The organism is Clostridium algidicarnis DSM 15099 (assembly GCF_002934235.1).
In the GTDB taxonomy this organism is placed as follows: Bacteria; Bacillota; Clostridia; order Clostridiales; family Clostridiaceae; genus Clostridium_L; species Clostridium_L algidicarnis.
The window spans coordinates 90168-114289 of sequence record NZ_PTIS01000005.1 but is presented as its reverse complement, the minus strand read 5'-3'; the positions used below and the strand labels follow the sequence as shown (position 1 = coordinate 114289).

The window sequence follows — 24122 nt, the reverse complement described above, 5'->3', positions numbered from 1 at the left end:
TTATTTTTATATGAATGATTGCTATATTCCACTTAATTCTTTACCCCTTGGTAAAAGCTGCAAAGTAAAAGACCTTACTTCTGAGGGTCTAATAAGAAGGAGGATGTTAGATTTAGGATTAACCTATGACACTGTAGTAAAACCTTTGCATAAAAGTCCTTCTGGAGACCCTATTGCGTATCTTATTCGAGGTACTGTCATTGCTCTTCGAAGTGAAATGTCTTCTATGATTTTGGTAGAAGCACTTTAAACTAATACTTATAAAAGTTTATTTTAAAATATACAAGTTTTCAATATTCTTAGGGAGGAACATTAATGGTCAAAGCTTATAAATCAACTAATTCAAATATGCTTGAAGAAGAGCTGAAAATCAATAAAATAAACCTAGATGATAAGATAATAGCCTTAGGTGGTAATCCTAATGTAGGTAAGAGTACTGTTTTTAATAGTTTAACTGGTTTAAATCAACATACTGGTAACTGGCCTGGCAAGACTGTAACAAATGCTCACGGAAATTATCTTTATAAGGATAATAATTTTATCCTAGTAGATATTCCAGGCACATATTCCTTAATGGCAAATTCCATTGAAGAAGAGGTTGCTAGAGATTTCATATGTTTTGGAAATCCAGACACAACAGTAATTGTAGTTGATGGAACCTGCCTTGAAAGAAATTTAAATCTTGTTTTGCAAACTCTTGAGATAACTTCAAAGGTGGTCGTATGTGTTAACTTAATGGATGAAGCAAAGAGAAAGGGAATCTCCATAAATTTAGATAAACTATCAAAAGAACTTGGAGTTCCTGTGGTTGGAACAAGTGCCCTACATGGTGACGGCTTAAATCATCTAATGGATGCTGTTTTAGAGGTTTCATCTAAGGATAGTATCCCTAACACATTAAGTGTTATATATGATGAACCTATAGAAGAGGCCCTAGGTGAAGTTCAGGACATTATTAAACTTAAATTTCAAAATACTCTTAATTCTAGATGGTTAGCATTAAAGATCATAGATGGTGATAAGACTCTCTTAACTTCCATTAATAAATATCTTAATTTTGACTTAACTAAAGAAGAGGATATTATAAAAAAAGTTGATGAAGTCCGTGAATTTTTAAGTAAAAAGCATATTGATTCAGATACCTTTCGTGATAAAGTTGTTTCTAAACTAGTAACTATATCAGAAAGCATAAGTAATGAGGTAGTTTCCTTTAAAAATAAAAATTACAATAACAATGATAGAAAAATAGATAAATATCTTACCTCTAAAAAGTTTGGAATTCCAATTATGATTCTTCTTTTAGCTATAGTCTTTTGGATTACCATTACCGGAGCTAATGTTCCATCACAGCTTATAGCTAAGGGACTATTTTGGATTGAAGATAAGCTTACAATTTTCTTTACCTCACTTGGTACTCCACCCTTTGTCCACGGGGTATTAGTTCTTGGTATATATAGAACTCTTGCCTGGGTAATATCAGTTATGCTTCCTCCAATGGCTATATTCTTTCCTCTATTTACCTTACTTGAAGATCTAGGGTATTTACCTAGAATTGCTTTTAACCTTGACAATTATTTCAAAAAGTCCTGTGCCTGTGGAAAACAAGCATTAACAATGTGTATGGGCTTTGGTTGCAACGCTGCCGGCATAATAGGATGTAGAATAATTGATTCACCAAGAGAAAGACTAATTGCCATAATCACAAACAACTTTGTACCTTGTAATGGAAGGTTTCCTATTCTTATAGCAATTATAACCATGTTCTTTTCCTCAGCTATATTTGGTCCCTTTCAGTCCATAGTCTCTGCCCTAATACTTACAGCTGTAATTATCCTTGGTGTAGTAATGACCCTTTTAATATCTAAGTTTTTATCAAAGACCATATTAAAAGGTATTCCATCAAATTTTACTTTAGAGCTACCACCCTATAGAAAGCCCCAAGTAGGAAAAGTTATTGTGCGCTCCATATTCGATAGAACTTTATTTGTACTTGGCCGCGCAGTTATGGTAGCAGCCCCAGCTGGACTTATCATATGGGTAATGGCTAATATTACTGTAGGTGATTTAAGTATATTAACTCATTGTGCCAACTTTTTTGATCCCTTTGCGAGACTTATTGGTCTTGATGGCTATATATTAATGGCATTCATTTTGGGTTTCCCTGCAAATGAAATAGTGATCCCTATAATAATTATGAGCTATATGTCTACAGGAAGCATGCTTGAACTCGATAGCCTAGTTCAGTTAAGAACTCTTCTTATTTCTAATGGTTGGACCTCTTTAACCGCAGTATGTGTTATGCTATTTTCTTTATTCCATTGGCCTTGCGCTACCACCTGCCTTACTATAAGAAAAGAAACTCAAAGCTTTAAGTGGACCATGGTGTCCTTCCTTCTTCCAACCATAACTGGTATTATCATTTGCTTTATAGTTGCAAATACCGCTAGATTAATAGGACTTGTATAGTAACCATGCCTTTGTAATCAAAATAACTTATTCCCCTTCTATATGCCGGTAATGCACTTGTATAATAAAATTACCTACCTAATTTTATATTACCAACCTAATTTTATATTCCCAACCTAATTTAAAATTATGTAATTATAATAAACAAAAAAGTAAAGTAAAAAGGTCAGATTAATCTTTAAGATATATCTGACCTTTTTATGTTATTTAATCTTAATAATATTTTAAATTTAAATCCTACTGTATATCTGCTCCAAAAATAGCTAAGTATTGATTATCTAAAATAAACATATCATTCTTCCATCTTAAGGTATTCAAAATATAACCTAAAGAATCTGCATTGTATCTTCCAGCTATTTTTTGATATCCTAGCAGCTCATATACTCCATCTGAATCAAAATCCACAGGATATAAACCACTGAGTGGATTTACAAAACCTTCAATTGGTGCTTTAAGCTTCCCATCTTTATCATATATCTCATTTAAGTATTCCTCACCCTTATTAGATATATCTATAATGTACATTTTATTATTTTCTTCACTTATAACTTCCACCTTGTAGTTGTCTTTATAATTAACCTGATATTCATATTGCTGATTATATACATCAAAATCAAAAATCAGTCTTGGTGTATTATTAATAAAAGAATAAATATAGTAATACATTATGCCACCACTGCCACCCGTATTAATTCCTATTAGTATGTCACTTACGCCATCACCTGTGAAATCTCTTAAAAGTATGGTAGGGCTATATCCTGTGTTTTCCTTAAGCGGTATACTAGTGAATCTACCTGTCATACCATCTTGTATTACAAGTGTTATATCTTGAACAAACGGACTATCCGATGTCATTATACCCGTTAAATATATATTATCAATTATCCTATCTCCATTTACATCTCCCCTAGCATAAGCCACAATCCCAGGACTTCCATCATTAGCTCTAAAATAAGAAGTATACATAAAATCCCCTTTACATCTAATTGTTGTATAATATCTTATGCTATGGAAAACCCACCTGTTACATTTAATATTTATCTAATACTCTCCATGGTATATCCATAATATGTTAGCACCTCTGAGGTGCTAACATATTATGGAATCATCTAGTTATTTAGTTATCTTTTTATAAATAACTTTCTTGTAAATTTCATAATCTTGTCCATTATGCTTTCATGTTCATAAGGCTCTTGAATTGCTAAACTTGCTAGCCTCTTAATTCCTTCTAGTGAAACAGCTCCAGCAATGAATCTTCCAGTATGACAAAATGTAGCATCACTAACTCCTGTTACATTTGCAAGTTCTTCATCTCTTTTACCCATCCAATCCTTTGGAAGCTTCTTTTTATCCTTACCATCTTTTCCTCTTATAGTTTGCAAAAGATAATTAGTTTTAGATTTAAAAATTACAAACAGTATTTCCTGTGCTTCATCAATTTCCTTAAGCGACTCCCCATATGGGCAATATGAATCAAGTATCATAACTTCAGGAATTTCTCTAGATTCATAAGCTTTTACTACCTTTTCTTTAGCTTTAATCACCGACATTTTGAAATTGATTTTATTATTTAAAATTAAGGTTGCAAATTCAACTGCTTTATTAAAATTCTGGTTTTCTTTATCTTCCTCATACCATAATGGATTAAAACCTGATAAAATTGAGGAAATATTCATTAAAGGAATTTCCGATTTATCTATCCATATTCCATTATCTAAGGCATCTATTCCTTCTACTAAGCTCCTATCAATAAAATTAAAAATCTCATCAATTTGATCTTCATTTAAACTTTCATTTTTAAAATGCACTACTTCTTTACCAAACTTATTCCATATAAGTCCACAGGAGGAAAATGGGGTTCCATCTTCTCGCATTACCTTATCAATACCATGATGGTCGAACTCACCACCATTAACATCGTAAACTATATCTAATTCATCTAATACCTTTTTATTTCTTGTCCTTATTAATTCTGTTACAAAAATTTCATTTAGTATAGCTGTTGCCATAACTTCATCTGCATGAAACTTTCCATCATGTGTTCCTATTTTTTTAAACTGTTTTTCCAATTATTTATCAACTACCTTTTTTAAATTTGTTTTCTGTTACTGTTTATAATTTATTAGAACTAGATATTCTAACTAGGAAATATATGTTTCTCCATTATATCTTATTTAATCTACCTTAGTATCACTTTTTACATAAGCTTAGATTATGATAATTGTTTTATTTTCCTTAGATGTTAATTAAAACAAGGGCAAATACCACTAAACCCACTGCTATTTTGTTCTTATTAGATAATTTTTCTTTATATAATAATACTTCTCCAAGACTTATAAATATAATGCTCCCTGCACTATAAACTGGCAAAGCTATGGATGTATTAACAGAATTTAGTGCCATTATAAGAAAGTATGAAGAAAACAAATTTGGTATTCCAACTAAAAAGCCAGTTAATAAATCTCTTTTCAATATCTTCTCTTTTGACTTTAAAACAAAATATAAACTTAATAAAAATGCCATAGTAAATGTAACAAATAAAAATACATCTTTATATTCTAAAAGTGCATACTTTTGAAATAGTTTGTTTTGAAATTCTGCCATTCCTCCAAATAAAAATAATAATATAAGTGTTAAGTTTATACTTTTATTATTATTTTCATCATAAGATATATTTGCAAAAACTATGGAAAACAAAGCTATCAATATGCCTATCCATTGAAAGGGTTTAGGTATCTCCTTCCAAAACAAAATAGAAAATATCATAGGCACCAATATCCCAAGCTTTCCAAAGGTTCCTGAAAGAGAGGCCCCATTTTCTCTTACACTCTTTTGATAATAAATAAAGGATAAGAAGAAAAATGCCCCTCCTATTATTCCAACCACCAAAGCCCAGATAAAACTGGATTCTGGAGAAAAATAAACATGGTTTTGAGAAAGAACCTTTGAACATTCCAAAATAAAACCTTTTATTGAAATATCAGTTATATGTATCTTTGTAGATGGTTTAGCTATGATCATTAATAAACTTATAAATAACGCTGTAAAATAATTAACACTAGTAACTGCATACCTATTCATTTTAGAACCTTCACTATACTTGAAAATTAAAGCGATGGAAGAACTACATACTATAGCTAAAAATAAATACCCCATAATTTACATCCTCTCCTGTACAATTTATGTAATACTACCAATATATCATATAGTGAATTATAAAAGAAGAATAGCTTTAAACAAAGCTATTCTTCTTTCTTTACCTGCCTACTCTTTTATTTCTTTTGCTTTCTTATGAAAATATATCCACCTATAATTAAGCTAATACCCAATAACATCATAGATGATGTATTAACTAAACTTCCTGTCTTTACAAGTTTAGTTTTTGTGGTTGTAGTTTTAGGGCCACTAGCTTTTGGTGTCTCAGCTTTTGGTGTATCAGTTTTTGGAACATCAACCTTTGGTTTATCATCTTTTGGCTCCTTTATTACTGGATCTTCCGTTTCTGGAATCTTAGTTTCTTTTGTTATAGTAACTTTCTTTGTTACTACAGTTTCATTCCCTGCAAGATCCGTAGCTACTACTTTAATAGTATTTTCACCCATTACCACCGGTAGAATTATTTTAAAGTTACCATCTTCATCTAAATAAACTTCTTCTTCATTAACTGTTACATTTTTAAGATTATTATCCTTTGCATTACCTGTAATTTCAATAGAATCTTTATTTACAACATCCATATCTTTTGGTACTTCTACTGTAACTTCTGGTAATGTTTTATCTACTATTACTTTAACCTTTTCAGACATTTCAGTTGTAACTCCATTTTTTTCACCGCTTATTGTTATAATATTTACCTCTTCTTTAAGATCTAATGTTGCTGTAAATAACTTATCTTTAGTCTCAACTGCTGCTACCTTTTCACCATTTACAAATACATTTACGCTTCCTTCTACATTCATTTTACCTTCAAGTGTTACAGTATCCGTATTTATATAATTTATTTCTTTTAAGTTTGTAATTTCAGGTGTTGTTACTTTAGCATTTACTACATTAACCTTCTTTGTTACTGTAGTTTGATTTTCTGCAAGATCTGTAGCTATAGCTGTAATTATATTTTCACCACTTACTGCTGGTATACTTATATTAAAGTTACCCTTTTCATCTACAATAACTTCTTTTTCATTAACTGTTACATTTTTAAGATTATCATCCTTTGCATTACCTGTAATTTCAATAGTAGCTTTATTAATTAAATCACTATCTACAGGTACTTCTATTGTAACCTCTGGTGATGTGGTGTCCCCTATCACTTTAATTATTGATGACATCTTTGAGGTTTTTCCATCTGCTTCACCACTTATTGTGATATTATTTTCCCCTTCTTTAACTTGTATATTTGCACTAAACAATTTGTTTTCAGTATCAACTGTTGTAACCTTTTCATCATTTACAAATACATTTACCTTTCCCTCAATATTCATATTACCTTCAAGGATTATATTATCTTTATTTGTATAGTTTAATTCCTTAAGGTTAGTTATATTTGGAGTGGTCACTTCTTCTTTTGGCGCCTCTACTTCATAGTCCATAATAGCTCTAATCATCATAGCACCGTCAATTTCATAATCAGCAATTGGTGTAAGGCCACCAGTATACACATAGGATCTTTCATTTTCTAGGCTATCTTTATCGATACCTATAGCTGGGGATTGAGCAGCAGGATATAACTGCTTTGTCACTATATAAAAGTCCTTGTCTGTAGCAAAATCATAGTCTAATAGGTCTATTTTATTCCACTTACCTCTTTCTATGGTTACTTCTTTTAAGTCTCCCACTTCACTTATCTTACCTTTTTTATCAATATACACTATAGAAATCCCAATCTTATTCCCTAGTGCCTTTTTATGGTTATCTACAAAGAAAATATTTGCTTCTTTAACTCTACCATAAGATTTTGGAGTGAATCTGACACCAAACCCTACTCCAGCATTAACAAATACTCTTGCATCTTCGTTTGTACCATCATCATATGCAATTTCATCTTCAACACCAACAAACTTTCTCATAGCTACATTTACTAAATTATCTTTTTCTCCTTCTACAGTTACATTAATATTTTCTGTATAGAAGTCTCTACTCATTACCCTTACAGTATAATCTCCTGCAAATACTCCATTTATAGTAAAATTACCTTCTTCATCTGTTATAACACTTTGAATGTTTGAATCTTCAAGTACCTTCACCGTAGCATTAGCAATTGCTGTATTGGTAGCTTTATCTACTACCTTTCCTGTAATATTCCCATGTTTAATAGGATCTAGCTTAATTACCTCTGTTACTGTTTCCCCTGGTTTAAGAGATACCTTAACTTCCTTTGGATAATAACCGTAAGAAACAGCTCTAAGTGTATAGTTTTCTCCTTCTTTATTTCCGGCATGGGTAATTGTAAATCCGCCAGTTGTAAGGTCTGTCTTTACACTTCTTCCAGTTTCTAAAATTGTAACAACTGCATCTGCCGGTAAGAAACCTTCCACAAACTTATGATTTCCATTATCTTTATCCACAGAATCTGAATCTAAAAGATTTAAATTCAATTTTTCTAAAAAATCTAAACTTAATTTATTATTTACATTATCCTTCTTTGAAAGTACCGTTACTGAATCTATATACCATCCTGGTCCACCCATTAAGTCATTTGTATAAAGGTAAAATCTGATTTTAACGGTTTTTCCTTTATATTCTGATAAATCTAAGGTAACAGTTTCCCAGCTTTTAGAACCCCTCATAGTATCTTTTAAAACCTTCCAAGTCTCACCATCATCTTCTGATATTTGGATATTAGCAAAGTCATCAGTTCCTTCATAAACATAACTATATATGCTCATCCATTGGTCTACTGATAAAACTGATTCCTCATCATCTGGAAGACTTATGGATGGTGTGTCTAAGTACCCAGAATGCTCATAAGAATAATTTCCTTTAAGATTAGTAGCCCATACCTTCGTTCCAGTTAATGCAGTTTTTGGTCCTGAAGTTGGCACCCCCCACTCCCAATCATTCTTTTTTCCTGATTCTGATAAAATTCCTGTTGTAAATCCACCATTGTCCTTTTCAAAGTTTTCGTAAAATATCTTTTCTATCTCTTTATAATCAATTTCTGCCTCTTTAGAATAATCACTTTCGTTTCCAACAAAATCACTAGACGTAATAACATAATAATACTTTCCTGTTTTCACATCAGTATCTGTATAAAATGTATTTGTTGTAGTTGTAACCTTTGTGTAATGACCTCCTGCTGTCTCTGAACGATATACATCATATTGTTTTAAATCCGCTTCATTAACCTTGTCCCAGCTTAATGATATTCCTGATTTATTTCTCTGCAACTTAACATTTGTAGGAATGCTTGGAGCAGTTTTATCCTCTCCAACAAGTCTTAGATTATCAAAATACCAACCTATACTATAGCCATTATTTTCTGACATAGTAGAAAATTCGAACTTTATTTGTACTGGGTTTTCACTCCCTATATATGACTTAAGATCTACATAAACCTCATGCCACTCTCTATCTCCCCCAGATACTTTTCTTAATTCTTCCCATGTAGATCCTTCATCTGTTGATATAAGCATTTTAGCACTGTGAAAGCTTGATATATCACTCCATTCTGATATCCTTAAGCTAGCTGACTTTAAATCTTCATCTCTTAAATCAAGAGATGGTAATACTACTTCACTAACTATATCTTCTGTAACACCATAGGTATCTAGCTTTGTTCCTATTACCTTTGTTCCACTTAAAGCTTTAGGACCTACAAATGATGTAGGAGCTCCCCACTGAAAGTCACCTGATAACTTAAATCCTTTAATATCAGTTTCAAAGTCATTACTATATTTATCTGGCTTTATTCCAAACATTACACTAAGTTTATATTCATCAGTTGTGAAAATGTTATTTCCATAATCTGTAGCCACAATTTTATAATCTACACCAGTTTTAATAACTAAATCTCCAGGAATTATAGCCTCATAAGTGCCTCTTACTGAATCTCCATCTTTAAGTTTCATGTCTATCTCTTTCCAGTCACTCATTTCATCATTTTTAACTAATAGCTTAGCATCAGTTACAGAAACATTATCTTTTATCTCTGCTATTACAGTTGCATCTAATCCTGCAAACACTTCTGGCAACTTCTCATGAATTACAGTTGGAGCTACCTTATCTTCTCCAGAAATTAAAACCTGTCCTTCTATGGTTCCAGTACCTACACCTAAAACCTTTGATACTGTGTCATATGCATTAATTAACCCGAATCCATATCCCATATTCGGAGACTCTGTATATTCATTATCTGTTAACTTTGTTGCGGTTTCTTTAATTATAGTTTCTATTTCATCTACTGTTAAAGAAAAGTTTGCTGACTTCATTAAAGCCGCTATGCCTGATACGTGTGGAGCAGCCATAGAAGTACCATTCCACCCTCCTTCATATCCACCTACAACAGAAGAACGAATATTTACTCCAGGAGCAGATATTTCTGGCTTAATCATCTTAGGATCCCAAGGTGAAGGTCCAAGCTTTGAGAAATCGCCTCTTTTATTATTAATATCAACAGCTGCTACTGCAAAGCTTCCTGGCAAATTTGATGGGTTTTGAATTGAACCTGGCCAAGGCTTAGGTTCTCCTGATTTTTGATTTCCTGCTGCAAAGACTGGTAATATACCAGCAGATCTCCAAGCTGCTACTACATCTTTAAACCAAGGATCTACACCTGCTGATCCACCCCAAGAATTATTTATTATGTTTGGAGCCTTTTCTGCCTTTCCACCAGGTGCAAGAAACCACTGAGCCCCTGCTAATAAGTGGACTTGTTGTCCTCCCTTATCTGTAAATGCCTTTGCTGCTATCCATTTTGCCCCAGGTGCTACACCTATTGTATTATCTCCATTTGACTCTTGTCCAAGTATTGTTCCTGTGCAATGGCTACCGTGTGGAACACCTAGGTTATCCCAAGGAAGCTCTGAATTAGTCATTGGATCATACCAACTTTCCTTTGGATTAACAACAGTTTCTGTTTCCTTATCATAGCCTCTCCATTTGTCTTTTAGAGCTGGGTTCGTCCAATCAACTCCAGAATCTAAAATTCCTACCACAACTCCTGTACCATCTATTTTAAAGTTCTCCCAAACCTTGGGTGCTTCCACCTTTTTTATATTCCATTCAATTTCGTCTTCTGCCATATTAGTTACTGTATCTAAATCTACACCTTTTATAGGCTCTTCTAATTCTATAATATCATTAAAATAAATTTTCTCTACATCATCTCTTTTCGCGATTTCTTCTATTACCTCTTTATTTGCTTTAACGTATACAATATTTGCAATATAAAAAGATTGAATCTTTTCTACCTTTCCACTTAACTTTTCACTAGACAAATATGAAACTACTGAATTTTGACTTGTTTCTGCCTTTTCCTTTAGAGTATTTATCACAGTTTTTCGTTTGGAAACTTCATTTTCATAGCTAGTATTATAGTCACCCTGTGATTTTGAAATCTCTTCTATTTCATTAATAGAAACCCTGTCTTTTAAATATATCAATACCTCAACTAAATCATCATCATTTTCTAATTGCTTCTTTACCTTTGAATCAATTTTGTTTAAATATTCGTTAAGGTTATCTAAAGGTTCTAATTCAGACATAGTCCTAGCTTGTCCTACAGTAGGTAAACAGCCAAGTATAAGTGTAAAAGATAGTAATATAGGAAAAAACACTTTGATCTTTTTAAATTTATTCTTACCCTTCATTAATACGCCCCCTTATAATATAATTTTTTGTCTCTTTTTCTAGTCTATTTTATAAATAAACTTAATATGTCACTTACATACTTTATAAAATGGAATCACATCACATTTTATCCAACATTTCGCCCAGATTTATTTTAAAACTCATATATAAGTTTTAAAATAAATCTCCATAAAAGTTCATACTTTTAATGTTAAAATCATTCTTAAAAATGGGTATAAAAATACCGTAGACAATAACCTTTTAGATTTGGCTGCTATCTACGGGTAGCAAAAAAACAGCACTAATATCATAAATACCAGTGCTGTTTTTTTATTTATAAATGAAACACCTACTCCATTTCATTACGTAGGTGTAAGTTCCACTGACCAAATATCAAATTTGGAGTCTCACTTATGAAACACCTACTCCATTTCATTACCTAGGTGTAAGTTCCACTGACCAAATATCAAATTTGGAGTCTCACTTATGAAACACCTACTCCATTTCATTACCTAGGTGTAAGTTCCACTGACCAAATATCAAATTTGGAGTCTCACTTATGAAACACCTACTCCATTTCATTACCTAGGTGTAAGTTCCACTGACCAAATATCAAATTTGGAGTCTCACTTATGAAACACCTACTCCATTTCATTACCTAGGTGTAAGTTCCACTGACCAAATATCAAATTTGGAGTCTCACTTATGAAACACCTACTCCATTTCATTACCTAGGTGTAAGTTCCACTGACCAAATATAAAATTTGGAGTCTTACTTATGAAACACCTACTCCATTTCATTACCTAGGTGTAAGTTCGACTGGCCAAATATAAAATTTGGAGTCTTACTTATGAAACACCTACTCCATTTCATTACCTAGGTGTAAGTTCGACTGGCCAAATATAAAATTTGGAGTCTTACTTATGAAACACCTACTCCATTTCATTACGTAGGTGTAAGTTCGACTGGCCAAATATAAAATTTGGAGTCTTACTTAATTTTTGATTTTAATATTGATTTAGATAGTGGAATATAAAGTGCCACAGCAACAAATATGGAGAATGAACCATTTATAAGCGTTGCAGGTAAACTTACTGCTGAACTTAATACTGCTGGAATAAAAGCACTTCCTGCCAATAAAAGAGTTACTAATCCAAATAAGAATTCTCCAACTAAGTTAAATGCTATACCTGCCACAGCACCTAGAATTGCATATTGGATCTTAACGGATAGGTTCTTACATAAAAAGCATACAACCCCTAAGGCTCCTCCAAGAATAAGCGAAAATATATATAGCACAGGATTAATTACTAGCTTCTTTTGAATTCCTGCAACCACTATTTCATTTCCTCTTGTAACTGACATAATTAAAAGAGCTATACCTATTATAATAAGGGTAAGTGAAGCAATTCTTAGCCACTTTCTTGGAGACTTTGCATCCTCTTTATTTCCCTTTGATGCAACTGCCCCTACAATTACTCCAATACCAAACTTTAATAGGACAGTTTTTGGAACACTAGATGCATAACCATTCATTAGATCAAATAAACCCATTCCAATGGAACCTGAAAGTCCACCTATAGTACCTGTAAAAAGAAGTGCTGCTAATATTACAAACATATTTCCCATGTGTAGAAATGGCTTACCTACAGGTGATGGAATAGGTATTTTGAAAAATAATGCCACATAACAAAGAGCAGCAAATAGCCCAATTAGAACCATAGTACGTGTAGAAAATTCATTTTTTCTTGTAGTCATTTTAAAATCCCCCCGAATTTATAAATTAATTTTATTTATATTCTTTATTTATTTATATTATTTTGAATGTCAATACTAAACTGTTGCAATCTACTTTCAAAGTCAACCCCGTAATTAGTTGGAGTACCCCTTTTGTAAGTAATTTCTGTTGAAGACTTAACTAAATCTACTGCAATTTTTATTGATTTATTTATACTAATTCCTCTAACAATTGCTGCCACAAATGCACTACCAAATAAATCTCCAGTACCGTGATAGCTTCCTGGTGTTCTTTTTGTAAATGCATAACTTATCTCATTAGTTGCTTTGTCATAAGATGCTGCTCCAACTTCCCCTTCTTTAAAGGATACGCCTGTAAGTACAACCTTTGATGGTCCTAAATCAGAAAGTCTTTTTAATAAACCTTCTACGTATTCTTTGGTATAAGGTGGTTCAATATATTTTTCTCCTAATAACAAAGTAGCCTCCGTAAAATTAGGTGTTATTATATCTGCAAATTTACACATAGAGAGAAAACCCTTACACATATCTTCATCAAGCCCTGTATAATACTCCCCATTATCAGCCATTACAGGATCTATAATTACTAAAGTTTTATCATCTTTAAGCAAGGTTATAATATTTTCTACAGACTTTGCTTGGCTTGAACTTCCTAGATAACCTATATATATAGCATCAAACTCTAATCCTAATGACTTCCAATGTTTTGCCATAGGGTACATGTCCTCACTCAAATCTCTAAAAGTATATCCTGTAAATCCACCTGTGTGTGTAGAAAGTATTGCTGTTGGCATACATGTACATTCTATTCCTGCAACAGAAATTACAGGTAATGCCACAGTCAAAGAACATTTTCCAAAACCTGATAGATCATGAATAGCTAGAACTCTTTTTAATTCTTCCAATTTAAATCCCCCTTTTATAATATTCCCTTCATAAATTAAACTCCAAATTAACTACCATTATTAGTAAAGTCAATATATAAGTTCAATAATAGTAATATATATGGTTGAATATTTTTCCTCTTATATATATACTATACATAAGATTTGTCATTGTTGAAATGTACAAAAACTAAAATTTTAACCAGTACAGTTTTAATAATAAAGGAGTTTTTATATGGGTAAATCTAGTATAACCACATTAAATCAAAATGATTCTTCCGATGTTCCATTGTACATTCAACTTTATAACCACTATAAAGGTCTAATTTCTTCTGGCATCCTTAAAGCAGAAAGTAAGCTTCCATCTATAAGAAGGTGTGCAAATGAGAGGATTATAAGTCGGACCACAGTAGAGGCAGCCTATTTACAGTTAGCTGCAGAAGGATATATTACGTCAAAGCCCGGAAGCGGGTTTTATGTAAATGACTTAAATTATATGGATATTCAAAAGCACTCACCAATAGAGGTTAAAAAAACTAATATAAAATCCAAACCATTATACGATTTTGCTACTTCTGCAGTAGATTATAAGAGTTTCAACTTTGACTTATGGAGTAGATATATGAAAAGTGCACTTCGCAATGGAGAAAGGCTTTTATCTTATGGAGATCCTCAAGGTGAGTATGACCTTAGAGTTGTATTATCTAAGTATGTTGGTGATCGAAGGGGAGTAATATGCACCCCTGAGCAAATTGTCATTGGAGCAGGTGTCCAAAGTTTGTTACAAATATTATGTTCCCTTACTGGAGTTCGTTCTCCTGTTTCCTTTGCAGGTGGCAGCTTTAAACAAGCAAGAGCTGTATTTTCTGATAGGGGCTTTGACACTATAAGTTACGATAATATTACAAATGATCTATCTAGCTTTTCTAAAGATAAGGTAAAGATAATATATACATCACCCTCACATATAACCCCTTGGGGAGATGTTATGCCTATGCAAACAAGGCTTGAACTATTATCCTTTGCCAATACTAATGATTGCTTAATAATTGAAGATGATTATGATAGTGAATTTAGATATTACAGCCGTCCTGTACCATCACTGCAAGGTTTAGATGGAGGGGAAAAGGTCATATATATGGGTACCTTCTCAAGGTTATTGCTACCTTCTTTAAGAATTAGCTTTATGGTTTTATCAAAAGAATTAACAAATACTTATTCAAATAGAGGTAAAATATATAATCAAACTGCATCAAAAACCGATCAAATTGCCCTTTGTCAATTCATTAGAGATGGCCACCTATCAAGACAAATAAAAAAAACAAGAAAGCTTTATATGATTAAAAGCCAGCAACTATGTATTGCTATAGATAAGGTATTTGGTAATAAAGCCAAGGGAATTCCTGGCTCAGGCGGATTCCTAATTCAAATGGAAGTTAAAAGTGAACTTTCATCTAAGGAACTAGAAAAACGTGGTGCAAATGCAGGGGTTTTAGTACGTTCATTTAATTCTGTAGATGAAAGTAAATATCCAAGATTATTATTATCTTGTTCTGGAGTTTCAGAGGACAACTTTGAGGAAGCCTTAACCTTACTTAAAAATGAGTTCTTTAAGTAATAAACCTATAAGTTTTATGCTAAATATATCAGTTGTTTTACCTTTTAAGTTTAATAATTATACTTACAATAATGATATTTTCAAAATATAAATTAGCCTTATTGATCTGTGGGATTACACCACTTTGTACAAAAATCCGACTTTTTACTACACCTCACTTTTTCCGAACCACAAGCGGGGCAATTGTTTTTATCCTGTTCATAGTTTATTTCATATATGTTTTTGCAATTAAAACATTTAAACTTACAAAATTTTGTTCTATAATTGCCCCCATTTATCCTTATGGCTTTTCCTTCTGTTAAAGCAATAGCAATCTTTTTTCTTGAACTATCTATAATATTTTGAAAGGTTTGCCTTGATACCTGCATTCGTTCAGCACACTGTTCTTGATTTAATTCCTCAATATCCTTAAGTCTCATAGCTTCAAGTTCTTCTACCTTTAAAACTACCTCTTCAATTTCACATTTAGGCTTACCCCATGGAACGAAATAAGTATTCTCTGGGAAAAACTCTACTCTTCTAAATTTTATTGGTCTTGCCATGTTAATCCCCCCTGCATTTAACGTAATAAAATCACCATTTATAATTATTCATTACAATGTCCTTCATGTTCATGTTCCTTGCAAACACTGCCTGTTGACTTTAATTCACCCTTTATATACTTTTGCACTACCTCATCACAAGAACCTTCAGCACCGACAACTACCTCAATTTCATTTTCAGTAAATAAATGCTGTGCTGATTCTCCCATACCCCCTGCAATAATAACACTTACATCTAAATCCTTTAAAAATACTGGAAGAAATCCTGGTTTATGTCCTGGGTTTTTAGTGAAATCCTTATTTATTGATTTACCTTCTTCTACATTATATATTGTAAATCCTTCACAATGTCCAAAATGTCCACTTACACACTTTCCTTCACTTGCAACTGCTATCTTCATTTTAAATTCCTCCTATTATTTTTTCGTAGTATTAACACTACCTTTGCTTTATCTCTTTTAATATTTTCCTAATCAAGGATACAATTTACTTCTATCATTTATAATAACTCTATATTTCTTTTAAATTCAATGTAAATGCCCTTTCATATTATCCCACATATTTTCAATAGCCTTTTCTGCTATACTATCTTTGTAAAAGGTTATTGGTTTTAATTCATTTATGGATTTCATAACCATATCATCATATGGAATCTTTCCTACTAAAGCCAATTTCTTCTCTTCAATGAAGGTTTCTATTTCTTTGCTCATATCTTCATTTATATCATACTTGTTTATACAGACCATAGTAAAAACCCCAAAATGCTCACATAAGGTTGTTACTCTCATTAAATCCTCTAAACCTGATTTTGTAGGCTCTGTAACAACTAATACTGCATCACTTCCGGTTATTGAAGCAATTACAGCACAACCTATACCTGGTGAGCCATCTATTATAGTTAATTCCTCGTTTTTCTTGAATCTTTTGCCATTCTTCCTTAAATAAGTTATTAACTTTCCAGATCCATCACTACCTATTCCCATTTCTGCTCTTGAAATTATTCCTTTATCTAACTTAGTTATAAATGTGTCTGCTGTCTTTTCATCTTTTAACTTTATAGCATTCTCTGGACATACTAACACGCAGGCACCACACCCCTCGCAAGCAAATGGATTTATAGTGAAATCTTCTATAGCATTAAATCTACATATAGCGGAACATTTGCCACATTTAATGCAAAGTGATTCATCTATTATAGCCTTTTTATCACCTATAAATATATTCTTTTCAATATCTTCACCATCATAAAACAAATAAAGGTTTGGTGCATCTACATCACAATCTATCCTTATTACATCCTTTGCAAGTTCAGATATTGCTGTTGCAATGGTAGTTTTCCCTGTTCCTCCCTTTCCACTTAAAACTACTAATTCCAAGATAGCACCTCCTTTAATGTCTTTGAAATCTCATCAAATATTACTTTATGATGCAAATCATCATATAGTATTTCACCCTTAGAGTAAATCACTGCTGTATCTTTGCTATAAGGTATAGTGCCTATTAATCTAACTTTCTCTTCTTTACAATACTTTTTTATAATATTATCTTTTCCATCATCTTTATTTATTAATATACCAAAGGGTATATTATACATTTTTACAAGTTCTAAAGCCATTTTCAAATCATGAAGTCCAAATTCTGAAGGTTCCGTAACAAGTATTGCTGCATTAGCATATTTTAAAGTGTTAACTACATTACAAGAAGTACCTGGAGGGCAATCAATTAAGTTAACTCCATCTGATAAATTTTTAAGAAGTTCTATTATAACTGGTACTGCCATAGGCTCGCCTATATTTAAAATTCCTCTGTTGCAATTTATATCTCTTACAATACCTTTTTCAATTTTGCCTATTTCTCTTTTCTCATAGGTTAGTGCATTATATTTACATACAATTTCACAAGCTCCACAGCCATGACATAATTTTTGAAAAAGCATAATGTCATCTTTTACTTTAGCAAGAGCATTAAACTGACATACATTTACGCAAGCTCCACAGCTTACACACTTATCATCATCTATAACAGGATACTCAACCATAACCTTTTCTGTTTTATATACTTTGGGCTTTAAAAATAAAAAACCGTTTGGTTCTTCTACATCACAATCTATATAATTTGCATTTAATGCAAGGGCAAGATTCGTAGATACCGTGGTTTTCCCTGTTCCTCCTTTTCCACTAAGTATTGCTATATTCATTAAGCATTCATCTCCAATCTAATGGTTTTGAGGACCAGATATCTTTATTTCTTCAAGTTCACCATCCTTATACTTTTTAAGTACCGAGTTTATATTTATATTTCCACACCCATATGCCTTAATTTGTGCCTTTTGAATAAGTCCAAATGCATTAGGTCCAAGATTTCCTGTGATAATAACGTCTACCTTTTCATCTATTAATTGATTAGATGATGCAATACCCGCTCCTCCAGTAGCATTTTGACCTTTGTTTTCTAAAATTGTAAATTCACCCTTTTCAGTATCATGAATTTGAAAATATTCACACCTACCAAATCTCATATCCAGTAAATCCTCATTAGTTTTTCCTGTTGCCGAAATTGCTATTTTCATTACTATTCCTCCAAATCAATTTTATTGTTGGCATTTGCCATCTTCATCTTACTTCTATTTTTAGTTATTGTCAAATGCCAGTAACTAAAAGACGCCAAAAAAAGTAACAACATCAAAAGGTGTTATTACTTTTTTAAACTATTTATATTTATAACCGGCAAATAATATTACTCAATAAGGAGGGTATATTAATCTATTAAATCATAAAATAATTACGCTCATTATCTTAAATATGAATTCCATTATTCTCATTCTTTATTTCTTTATTAATCCGCTTATTTTCATACATCAATATATCTATTTGTTTTTGAAATTCTTCCACGCTCATTCTGCTATTATAATCATAAACGGCATATCCCATGCTAAAACTAATCTTATAGGGCTTACCACTAGACTCATTATACTTTTTAGTACAATCATTAATTCTACGAATTACACAGTCTAGCTCATTCTTATTAGATATATCTAGAACAATACAAAATTCGTCACCACCAAATCGAGCAATAAAGTCCTTTGATCTAGTACAGTTCTTTAGAAGTTTTGCCGTAAGCTTCAGTGCATCATCTCCAACGTCATGCCCAAAGGTATCGTTAATAGATTTAAAATCATCCAAATCCATCATAATCGCGGAAAATGTTTTATTTTCATTGCTTGTACTAACTTTTTGCTTTAAATAAGCCTCAAGCCTTTTACGATTATTTATTCCTGTGAGGTAATCAATATGCATACTTTGATTTTGTATATTTAAGAACACTATAAGCAAAGATAACACAACACTGTTAAGCATTAGTGAGATTCCATAAAAAACGACTTGTAAAATGATACAAATAAGTGGTGGTACTGCAAAAAATACTAATGAAAAATAATATTTCTTTTCAATATTCTTTTGGTTTACCGTGATTAAAACAAAGGCTAAAGCAATTAATGCAACTGTAATTGAAGCAGATAGTAAAAATAATGGTCCTCTGTGGTAAATATTATTGGAATCAATATAATAAAACCATCCAAAAAATTGAGTCAATACTACCATAATGACATTTCCCACGTTAATGCCAAGTATAAGATAACTTATTCTACTTGTCCTTTTATGTTCATGAAATATTTGAGAGTCAACATACAATAACCAGAGTGATGCTAAGATAGGACTTGCAAGTGATATTAGAAAATTTCCAACGTGATTTATAATTGTATAAACTGTATTAGGCTTACCATCAAATCTACTAAGTATATCCAAAATCAGCATCAAGATGGTAATCTGTAACATCATAATAAAAATCTTATACTGCCTAGATTGTTTTTCATTGTTTTTTAATGAGTGACATAAGATAACTACCAATAGGGTTATGGAATATATATTTATCACTAAATTGCTTACTAAATTCATATACCACCACTCCTTATTTTTATTAACTTAATTAATCTAAAATGACACTATTATGTATTATATTTAATTAGCAACCTCTACCCTCCATAATTCCTCTTATAATTCATAATATTATAAGATAATAATACTATACTATTATAATCTTTAGTTAAAAAATTTAACACTTTCATTCAATGTAGAATATATAATCAATAAAAAAATCCTATATAAATCCAGTATTCAACTGATCTTATATAGGATTAAACTTAGATATCTATAATATCTTATTTTAAATATTTAAATTTAAAAAATAATATTTTAATTTTCATTGCTGTATCTTTTAATTGTTCTGCAAGCTTTCTTATTTCTTCAGCTACCACTTAAAATCCTTTTCCAGCTTCTCCTGCTCTTGCCGCCTCAATAGCAGCATTTAAATCAAGAATGAAAATATTGTTATTTCAACTTTTATATATGATTTATGTAATACTCTAATCAGTTAAATTGTTTTTAATGCTATTAATACATTATTCAACTTATTCAATTTAAGGCACCAATGTCCAATAAATTTAATATCTTTTCTTTCTTTTCTAATATTTTCAATCATCTCAAAATAGTTTTCCCCTTCTACGTTTATCTTTTCACTGTCTAAAAGTCCTATAGATTCAAGAGAGGTAGATGTTTTACCACATAGGTGGATAATAGTATCTTGTAACTTACCTTCCACCTCTTTCAATATCCTATATGTGGACTTTCCTGATATCTCTTTATATATATTTGGTCCAACTATATCTATAGTACCTGTTGGATCTGCAAAGGAAATAATATCTACCCCTTCTTTAACACCTTCTAGGATAAATTCTACTATACTCTCCTCAATTATATCTAATAACTTATCAACCTTTTCTCTATCTTTTCTAATAGCCCTATAAAATAAGTTACTATCCATAATAGATGTAGCAATGCTTATTGGACCGGTAACATCAAGTATCACAGTTTCTCCACTTTCTTTTAATATTCTCACTGCTTTTAGAACCTTAGAGATTCTTCCCTTACTTAAGTCCATTTTTAAAATATCTTCAATTGAATTTATTTCATGAGTTGAGTATTTACCAATTCTATTACCTACTCTTTGATTAAATATCACTATAGATCCAAATGCCTCAGCCTCTACAGTATGACAAAATGGTAGTCTACAATATTCTTTTCCATTATGTTCTTTCAAAGCTTTAGACAATATAGCTATGTTATAAGCATCATTATTTGCCTCTTCATAAGATATATTTAATTTTTCTAATATACTATCTGGTATTATATCCACTTCATTTGCTGTACATTTAAAAATCTTTGAAACTTCCATATTATCTCCTTTGCTAAAATTAATTTACTATCTTATATCCCTTCCTAAAAATTTAATTGAGACACAAAAACCTCTTGAAAACTTTCTCTAAGGGACAGTTCTAATACTTTCATATTCTCCTTAATATCATATACCTTCTGAAGGCATTCTTTATTTATTAAAGCTAACCTAGAACCCTCTAGCGATGTATTCCCAAGGAAGCATATTTCACCACTAAATCCTTTAGGTATAAGCCCTATGATCTTTATATTATCAGGATTAACATGGTATCCAAATGCACCTGCAATATATATCTTTTGTATGTCATCTATTCTTAATCCTATTTCCTCTAACATCAAAATTACCCCTGCAGCTATGGCTCCCTTTGCTAACTGTATTTGTCTTATATCTTTTTGTGAAATATATATGTCTTTAGTTATGTAAAATTTCTTATCTACTAATCTTTCAGCCACATTAGGATCTAAATTCTTATTCCATCTACCAGATTTCATCAATATATTTCTCTTAACCAATGCTCCAGCTATGTCTATAAGTCCACTTCCACAAATCCCGAGAGCCTTTTCATCTCCTATTGTTTTGTAATGAATATTATATTTCTCATCTATATGAAATGTCTCAATTGCTCCCCTTTGTGCACGACATCCACATTCTATATTCATACCCTCTAGTGCAGGCCCTGCTGCTGTTGAGGTTGATATTATCTTTCCATCCTTTAAAGCTGCTAGCTCTCCATTTGTACCAATATCTATAAATACAGCTCCCCTATCATTTTGAAATTCTGATGCCATAATCCCTGATACTATATCTCCACCTACATAAGCTGAAGCAGATGGTATTATACTAAGTACAGCTTCTTCATTAACTTTAATAGATATATCCTTTGCTTTAATATCTCCTAGTCCTAAAAACATTGGTCTATAAGGTGCCTTAGCCAGTGACCTAGGATTTACTCCTAATAAAAGATGTGACATAGTTGTATTTGCTGAAATTGTAATATGATAAATATCATCTATTTTATATATACTATTTGTTAGTTTCTTTATAGTGTTATTAATTTCATCTACAATTAATTCTTGAAGTTTAATAGCACCGAATGGATCTTCCATACAATATGAAATCCTGGTAATCACATCGCCCCCATACTCTGTTTGAGGATTTAATGATGATAGACTTTTAAGTATTTCACCACTTGATAAATCTAATAAATAATAGGATATCCCTGTGGTTCCAATATCTATTGCCACTCCTAATATACTTTTTTCATAGCTACTAATATCTAGTAGTCTGTCACTAAATATAACTCCCCAAATTTCTTTAGGATTTTGTTCTTCCATAATACTAACTTTTCTATATAATTCTACTGAATTTAAATTATATCCTAGATAGTCAGCATAAGGACTAGAACTTACTTTATCAATCTGTTTTAGTTTTATAATTTTCACAGGACTATCTATTTCAACCTCAATGCTAAACCCTTTATTTATTGTCTTAAGTATCTTTTCATTTTCAATTAGCTCTACTTCTACATCTCCAAGCACCATAGCCATACAAGATAATCTTTCATATTTATTTTCATCTATAATCTTTCTTTCCTTATGACTTGGAATTGATAGTTCCCCCCTTGCTATCACTTTACACTTACCACAAAACCCCATACCATTGCATGGGGTTTCTATGTTTAATTTTGCTTTTCTAATTGCATCTAATAAAATAGTATCTTTTTCTACTTCAATAGTTATATTTTCTTTAATAAATTTAACTATAGGCATTACATACTTCCTTTCACATAATCCGTCATAGCTTTAAGATTTCTTATTGGAGTAGACATACCGAGTCCACAGGCTGGAGATACGATATCTACGCCTGATTCCATAGCATTTTTTGTAATTGAAATAACCTTGTCTACAGGTCCATTTTGTAATAGCAATGTACTTACATTCCCCATAAGTCTTGTACTAAGCTTTAATTTTGCGCACCGCATATTCACTATAGAATCAAAACTAAGAGCTGCTACATCTAAAGAATTTAAGCTATCAATTATAGTTTTTGTATCCCCACATATATGAATTATTACAGGGGTATTAATGCTTTTCATAGCCTCTAACATATTTACATACATAGGCATTGCAAACTTATCAAAGTTTTTCTGACCTAATATCTCACCAGTTGCTGTAGGATCTGAAATAACTATAAGATCAGCTCCTGCTTCTACCATCTTTTTTGCATATTTCACTAAATAATCGTTTACATATTCAATGAATTTATATGCTTCATCAGGTTCTTTCCTTAACATTTTAAATAATTTAAGTGGATCAACAATTGAAGTGGCTGTACTTATTGGCCCTGTTATGTTACCAATTACAGGAACCTTATCATTTTTTAGAGCTTCAATTGCTTTAAGTACAGTTTCACTTCTAGAATTTACGGGAAAGCTTGGATTAAAAGTTCTCATAATCTCTTCTAAGTTAGATTCATTATACTGTAGTATTCTTGGCTCATTGTTTTTATCACCTTCACTAACCACCACACCAAAAGGTTCTGATTCACAGGTCATACAAAAAGGTACACCATAATTTTCAAACCCTATAACTTCTCTTACCTTAATAGCAGTAGCTACCATAGAGTCTAGATCAGTATTATGATTAGCATTTATATCTCCTAAAAGTTCTGTAACAGCTGCATTCATCATACCTCCAGGGCATATCACTGGAGGCCTGTCTACTTTCTCACCCTTAAGGACCTTTAACAATCTTTCTTTTTCATTCATAGCTTTTCTC

18 protein-coding genes are annotated in these 24122 nt (G+C 31.7%); 3 read left to right on the top strand and 15 right to left on the bottom strand.

The window, feature by feature from the left end; genetic code table 11:
• Positions 1-10: 10 nt before the first annotated feature.
• Positions 11-250, top strand: coding sequence for a FeoA family protein (locus tag BD821_RS05480; protein WP_104409656.1), 240 nt, complete (start codon positions 11-13; stop codon positions 248-250).
• A gap of 65 nt (positions 251-315) precedes the next feature.
• On the top strand, positions 316-2466 hold the full coding sequence (feoB, locus tag BD821_RS05475) for a ferrous iron transport protein B (protein ID WP_104409655.1): 2151 nt from the start codon (positions 316-318) through the stop codon (positions 2464-2466).
• 237 nt (positions 2467-2703) lie between these two features.
• On the opposite strand, the gene BD821_RS05470 is transcribed toward feoB, so the two are convergent.
• From BD821_RS05470 to BD821_RS05445, 6 genes are all read right to left on the bottom strand, one after another.
• Complete coding sequence (locus BD821_RS05470) at positions 2704-3432, bottom strand: spore coat protein (RefSeq protein WP_104409654.1); 729 nt, start codon at positions 3430-3432, stop codon at positions 2704-2706.
• Between the two features lie 155 nt (positions 3433-3587).
• Entirely contained in the window at positions 3588-4535 is a 948-nt protein-coding gene (locus BD821_RS05465) for an MYG1 family protein (RefSeq protein WP_104409653.1), read from the bottom strand.
• Positions 4536-4701: 166 nt separating this feature from the next.
• On the bottom strand, positions 4702-5622 hold the full coding sequence (locus BD821_RS05460; RefSeq protein ID WP_104409652.1) for an SMR family transporter: 921 nt from the start codon (positions 5620-5622) through the stop codon (positions 4702-4704).
• 116 nt (positions 5623-5738) lie between these two features.
• Entirely contained in the window at positions 5739-11273 is a 5535-nt protein-coding gene (locus BD821_RS05455) for a S8 family serine peptidase (RefSeq protein WP_104409651.1), read from the bottom strand.
• Between the two features lie 971 nt (positions 11274-12244).
• Positions 12245-13012 (bottom strand): ECF transporter S component, encoded by a 768-nt coding sequence (locus BD821_RS05450; RefSeq protein ID WP_104409650.1) that lies wholly within the window; start codon positions 13010-13012, stop codon positions 12245-12247.
• A 44-nt stretch (positions 13013-13056) separates the two neighbouring features.
• Complete coding sequence (locus tag BD821_RS05445) at positions 13057-13917, bottom strand: pyridoxamine kinase (RefSeq protein WP_104409649.1); 861 nt, start codon at positions 13915-13917, stop codon at positions 13057-13059.
• A gap of 214 nt (positions 13918-14131) precedes the next feature.
• Between BD821_RS05445 and pdxR the strand changes: the two genes are divergently transcribed.
• Positions 14132-15514, top strand: coding sequence for a MocR-like pyridoxine biosynthesis transcription factor PdxR (pdxR, locus tag BD821_RS05440; RefSeq protein ID WP_104409648.1), 1383 nt, complete (start codon positions 14132-14134; stop codon positions 15512-15514).
• A gap of 98 nt (positions 15515-15612) precedes the next feature.
• Here pdxR and BD821_RS05435 read toward each other — a convergent pair whose 3' ends face one another.
• From BD821_RS05435 to BD821_RS05395, 9 genes are all read right to left on the bottom strand, one after another.
• On the bottom strand, positions 15613-16056 hold the full coding sequence (locus tag BD821_RS05435) for a DUF134 domain-containing protein (RefSeq protein WP_104409647.1): 444 nt from the start codon (positions 16054-16056) through the stop codon (positions 15613-15615).
• Between the two features lie 44 nt (positions 16057-16100).
• The gene (locus BD821_RS05430) at positions 16101-16457 is read right to left on the bottom strand and encodes a NifB/NifX family molybdenum-iron cluster-binding protein (RefSeq protein WP_104409646.1); all 357 of its coding nucleotides are present in this window, start codon (positions 16455-16457) and stop codon (positions 16101-16103) included.
• A gap of 126 nt (positions 16458-16583) precedes the next feature.
• Positions 16584-17432 carry an ATP-binding protein gene (locus BD821_RS05425; RefSeq protein ID WP_104409645.1) on the bottom strand — a complete coding sequence of 283 codons (849 nt, stop codon included), beginning with the start codon at positions 17430-17432 and terminating at the stop codon, positions 16584-16586.
• Positions 17423-18253 (bottom strand): P-loop NTPase, encoded by an 831-nt coding sequence (locus BD821_RS05420; RefSeq protein ID WP_104409644.1) that lies wholly within the window; start codon positions 18251-18253, stop codon positions 17423-17425. The genes BD821_RS05425 and BD821_RS05420 overlap by 10 nt, the downstream gene beginning before the upstream one ends.
• A gap of 18 nt (positions 18254-18271) precedes the next feature.
• On the bottom strand, positions 18272-18625 hold the full coding sequence (locus BD821_RS05415; RefSeq protein WP_029452297.1) for a NifB/NifX family molybdenum-iron cluster-binding protein: 354 nt from the start codon (positions 18623-18625) through the stop codon (positions 18272-18274).
• Positions 18626-18851: 226 nt separating this feature from the next.
• The gene (locus tag BD821_RS05410; protein WP_104409643.1) at positions 18852-20009 is read right to left on the bottom strand and encodes a GGDEF domain-containing protein; all 1158 of its coding nucleotides are present in this window, start codon (positions 20007-20009) and stop codon (positions 18852-18854) included.
• Between the two features lie 475 nt (positions 20010-20484).
• Positions 20485-21345 (bottom strand): uroporphyrinogen decarboxylase family protein, encoded by an 861-nt coding sequence (locus BD821_RS05405; RefSeq protein WP_104409642.1) that lies wholly within the window; start codon positions 21343-21345, stop codon positions 20485-20487.
• Positions 21346-21389: 44 nt separating this feature from the next.
• On the bottom strand, positions 21390-23114 hold the full coding sequence (locus BD821_RS05400) for an ASKHA domain-containing protein (RefSeq protein WP_104409641.1): 1725 nt from the start codon (positions 23112-23114) through the stop codon (positions 21390-21392).
• Complete coding sequence (locus BD821_RS05395) at positions 23114-24112, bottom strand: uroporphyrinogen decarboxylase family protein (protein WP_104409678.1); 999 nt, start codon at positions 24110-24112, stop codon at positions 23114-23116. Before BD821_RS05395 ends, BD821_RS05400 begins: the two co-directional genes overlap by 1 nt.
• Positions 24113-24122 lie beyond the last annotated feature (10 nt).